Source organism: Pseudomonas sp. BF-R-01, from assembly GCF_019946615.1.
Taxonomy (GTDB): Bacteria; Pseudomonadota; Gammaproteobacteria; order Pseudomonadales; family Pseudomonadaceae; genus Aquipseudomonas; species Aquipseudomonas migulae.
Map to the genome: position 1 here is coordinate 1 of NZ_JAGYFX010000199.1, position 4153 is coordinate 4153.

The 4153-nt window shown below is 60.8% G+C and carries 4 protein-coding genes; all 4 read right to left on the minus strand.

Annotated features, from left to right (window positions below; all coding sequences use genetic code 11):
- Positions 1–55: 55 nt before the first annotated feature.
- Entirely contained in the window at positions 56–682 is a 627-nt protein-coding gene (ycaC, locus tag KGB27_RS31055; protein ID WP_008032694.1) for an isochorismate family cysteine hydrolase YcaC, read from the minus strand.
- A gap of 68 nt (positions 683–750) precedes the next feature.
- Entirely contained in the window at positions 751–2589 is a 1839-nt protein-coding gene (locus KGB27_RS31060; protein ID WP_008032693.1) for an amidohydrolase, read from the minus strand.
- Positions 2586–3176 carry an antibiotic biosynthesis monooxygenase gene (locus KGB27_RS31065; RefSeq protein WP_223481804.1) on the minus strand — a complete coding sequence of 197 codons (591 nt, stop codon included), beginning with the start codon at positions 3174–3176 and terminating at the stop codon, positions 2586–2588. The genes KGB27_RS31060 and KGB27_RS31065 overlap by 4 nt, the downstream gene beginning before the upstream one ends.
- On the minus strand, positions 3169–3585 hold the full coding sequence (locus KGB27_RS31070; RefSeq protein WP_008043253.1) for a DoxX family protein: 417 nt from the start codon (positions 3583–3585) through the stop codon (positions 3169–3171). Before KGB27_RS31070 ends, KGB27_RS31065 begins: the two co-directional genes overlap by 8 nt.
- Between the last annotated feature and the right edge of the window lie 568 nt (positions 3586–4153).

A 4153-nucleotide genomic window follows, 5' to 3' on the forward strand; every position in this document is an offset into this window, starting at 1 on the left:
CTACAAAGGCACAAAAAAATGCCCGCAGATCGCGGGCATTTTTTTGGCTGCGGACTTACTTCGAAGTCAACACCGAGTAGCTGTTCATCAGGTTGCGGTAGTTGGGAATACGCGGCGACAGCAGATTCGCCAGGCCTTCCATGTCGTTGCGCCAGTCGCCCTGCAACTCGCACGCAACGGAGAACCAGTTCACCAGTTGAGCACCGGCGGCGGCCATGCGCGCCCAAGCAGCTTGTTGCACGGTTTCGTTGAACGTACCCGAAGCATCGGTCACCACAAACACTTCAAACCCTTCGGCCAGCGCCGACAGCGTCGGGAAGGTCACGCAAACGTCAGTCACCACACCGGCGATGATCAGTTGCTTGCGGCCGGTGGCTTTGACGGCCTTGACGAAATCTTCGTTGTCCCAGGCGTTGATCTGGCCTGGACGCGGGATGTACGGCGCGTCCGGGAACTGCTCTTTCAATTCCGGCACCATCGGGCCGTTCGGGCCGTTTTCGAAGCTGGTGGTGAGGATGGTCGGCAGTTTGAAGAACTTGGCCACGTCGCCCAGGGCCAGCACGTTGTTCTTGAATTCGTTCGGCGAGAAATCCTGAACCAGCGAAATCAGACCGGTCTGGTGATCGACCAACAGGACAACGGCATCGTCTTTGTTCAGGCGTTTGTACGGAACGTTGCTCATGTGAAACTCCTCGATGGATGGGTATTACGTCAGGCGCCGACACGCGGGTCGGCGCTTTTTTGTGATCGTCAGAACGCGAAGCACGAGCAGCCGAAGGCGCCCCAGAAACCGGCGAAATCGCTGACCGGCGCGTTCGACAACCGCGCCTTTTCATGGCTATGGGAATGCACGCCGCACGGCCCGCTGCAATGGTGAACCTGCGCCTGCATCGGCGACGTCGGGCGCCAGTGACCCGGCACCTTGACCACCGGCGACCAGTCCGGCAGCACCGGTACACTGGCCGGGCCGAGTTTTTCGAAATCACCGGCGGCGTACACCACCTTGCCGCCGACCACAGTCAACACCGACTCGATCCACTTGATCGCTTCTTCGTCGACGCTGAAAAAGTCCGCGCTCAGGGCTGCGACGTCAGCCAGTTGGCCGACTTTGATCATGCCTTTCTTGCCCTGCTCGGAAGAGAACCAAGCGCTGCCGTGGGTGAACAGTTCCAGCGCGGTCTGCCGGGACAGCCCCTCGGCGTGCAGCTCCAGGCCACCGACGGTGCGACCGCTGACCATCCAGTACAGCGAAGTCCATGGGTTGTAGCTGGACACCCGCGTCGCATCGGTGCCAGCGCCAACCGGTACACCTTCGGCCAGCATGCGCTTGATCGGCGGCGTCGCTTCGGCAGCCTTGGCGCCGTAACGCTCGACGAAATACTCGCCCTGAAACGCCATGCGATCCTGAATCGCGATACCACCGCCCAGCGCCCTCACCCGCTCGATGTTCTGCGGCGTGATGGTTTCGGCGTGGTCGAAAAACCACGGCAGACCATTGAACGGAATGTCGCGGTTAACCTTCTCGAACACGTCGAGCATGCGGCTGATGGATTCGTTGTAGGTGGCGTGCAAACGGAACGGCCAGCGCTGCTCGACCAAGTGGCGGACCACCGGTTCGAGTTCGTCTTCCATGGTTTGCGGCAGGTCCGGACGCGGTTCGAGGAAGTCCTCGAAATCCGCCGCCGAGAACACCAGCATTTCCCCGGCGCCGTTGTGTCGCAGGAAGTCATCGCCCTGATGCAGGGTCACGCTGCTGGTCCAGTTCTTGAAGTCGGTCAGCTCTTCCTTGGGCTTTTGGGTAAACAGGTTGTAGGCAATGCGGATGGTCAGTTGCTGGTCCTTGGCCAACTGCTCGATCACCTGGTAATCGTCCGGATAATTCTGGAAACCGCCGCCGGCATCGATGGCGCTGGTCAGGCCGAGACGGTTGAGTTCGCGCATGAACTGGCGGGTCGAGTTGACCTGATACTCCAGCGGTAACTTCGGTCCCTTGGCCAGGGTCGAGTACAAAATCATCGCGTTCGGGCGCGCCACCAGCATGCCGGTCGGCTCACCGTTGGCATCGCGCACGATTTCGCCACCCGGCGGGTTCGGCGTGTTGCGGGTGTAACCAGCCACGCGCAACGCGGCGCGGTTGAGCAGAGCGCGGTCATATAGATGCAGGACAAATACCGGCGTATCCGGCGCCGCCTGGTTCAGTTCCTCGAGGGTCGGCATGCGCTTTTCAGCGAACTGGAATTCGTTCCAGCCACCGACCACGCGCACCCATTGTGGCGTTGGCGTGCGGTCGGCTTGATCCTTGAGCATGCGCAGGGCGTCGGCCAGCGACGGCACACCTTCCCAGCGCAGTTCGAGGTTGTAGTTCAAACCGCCACGGATCAGGTGCAAGTGCGAGTCGTTAAGGCCGGGGATGACACAGCGGCCCTTGAGGTCGATGACCTGGGTGCCGGAGCCGCGCAGGGCCATGGCTTCGGCGTCAGTGCCGACCGCGACGAAGCGGCCATCGCTGATGGCGACGGCACTTGCGCGCGGGTTTTCACGGTCAACGGTATGAAATTGGCCATTGAACAAAATCAGGTCGGCGTTCATCGCGTTTCCTTGGGCTGAGTGGAGGGGGACAGCCAAGGCGCGAACAAACGCGTCGCCATCGGCATGAACAGGTACACCACCGAAACGACGATGGTCAGCGTGATCAGGAACGTGGCGACCACGTAATTGGACAGGAACGCGTTAAGCCGCAACAGCGGGCCCCAGATCAGCGGCACCAGCAAGGTGTGCGGCAGAATCACCAACAACGTCACCACGGCCTGCTTCCAGCGCGGCGGCGGCGAACCGGATTCAGCCTGCGGCGCGAACCAGAATTCCTTGACCGGGTTGACCTCGGTCTGGTCGCCATCGGCGAGCATCGGCGTGGCTTCGTTGACCAGTTCCAGCCGTTGTGGCGAATCGAGCCAGTGCTGCATCGCGTCGGTGGAGCAAAAGCGCAGCACGCAGGTGTACATGTCGAGGCCGGCGCTCTTGCCGCGCATCACATCCACCCCCAAGTGCCCTTCCTGCTGCCCGGCGATGCTGACGATGTTGCGCAACCAGGCTTCGTAGGGCACTTCAAAACCGGCTTTGACCCGGTGCTTGATGACCAGGGTCACGACTTCCTCGAAACGATTGGATTCAGGCATAACGCAAAGCTCCGGCGAATCGGACATTGAGCGCCAGCCGTCCCGGCCCGGCGATAAAAAGGCTGGTGAACAGAATCAACAGCAGCCAGCCGAACTGCCCTTCCTCGAGGCTCCATTGCGGGTGCACAACCAGCAGCGCGATCCACAACACAGACAAAACCGGCAGGCACGCCAGGCGCACCAACACCCCGGCAATGATCAGTAGCGGGCACAGCACCTCGGCAAAAATCGCCAGCATCAGCGTGACATTCGCGCCAAGGTGGAAAGGGTCTTCGATGACTTGCAGTTGAGCGTTGTAGTTAAGCAGCTTGGGCAAACCGTGCACCCACAGCAGAAACAAACCACCGCTGACCCGCAAAAAAAACAGCCCGATATCCTGGGCCCGTTCATCCCATTGCGAAGCGTTCATGGACTACCTGCACAAATGAAAAACCATCGGCGTCAAAGCGCCGGGACCTCATTCGATAGTGCCGGTGTGGGGGCGGGGAAAATTGAATGTACGTGCTCTTTTTCACGGCATCACACAGCCCCTGTAGGAGCCGGCTTGCTGGCGATGGCGGCCTGATAGCCGACCTATCTTTTATTGATGTACATATCCATTCCTGCGGTAACGGCTGCTATTGGTTTCGCCCTTACGGCGAGTCACTTGCAGAAGCGGCAAGTAACCAAGCGCTCTTGCCCCTTTCGTTCGGTGGCTCGCTAATGCTCGCCATGCCCTCGCTCCGGTCCTGCTCCGTGGGCCCGCCGCCATCGGCCATCCCTGGCCGGGGGCGGCTAGCCCGGCATCCATGCCGGGTTGCCCACTGCGCAGAACCTGCGCTCGGCCTCTCGAGGGGGCGCTCAGATCAAAAGCTGAAGGCGAGCTAACGCTCGGCCTGATGAGTGGTGAAAATCAAAAGCTAACGCGGTCCCCTGTAGGAGCCGGCTTGCCGGCGATGGCGGTGGTCAGGCAATGAATGCGTGACTGACCGGACGCC

Excerpts from the sequence above, each read along its gene's own strand:
- ycaC (WP_008032694.1), bottom strand. The coding sequence starts at position 682 with ATGAGCAACGTTCCGTACAAACGCCTGAACAAAGACGATGCCGTTGTC.
- KGB27_RS31060 (WP_008032693.1), bottom strand. The coding sequence starts at position 2,589 with ATGAACGCCGACCTGATTTTGTTCAATGGCCAATTTCATACCGTTGAC.
- KGB27_RS31065 (WP_223481804.1), bottom strand. The coding sequence starts at position 3,176 with ATGCCTGAATCCAATCGTTTCGAGGAAGTCGTGACCCTGGTCATCAAG.
- KGB27_RS31070 (WP_008043253.1), bottom strand. The coding sequence starts at position 3,585 with ATGAACGCTTCGCAATGGGATGAACGGGCCCAGGATATCGGGCTGTTT.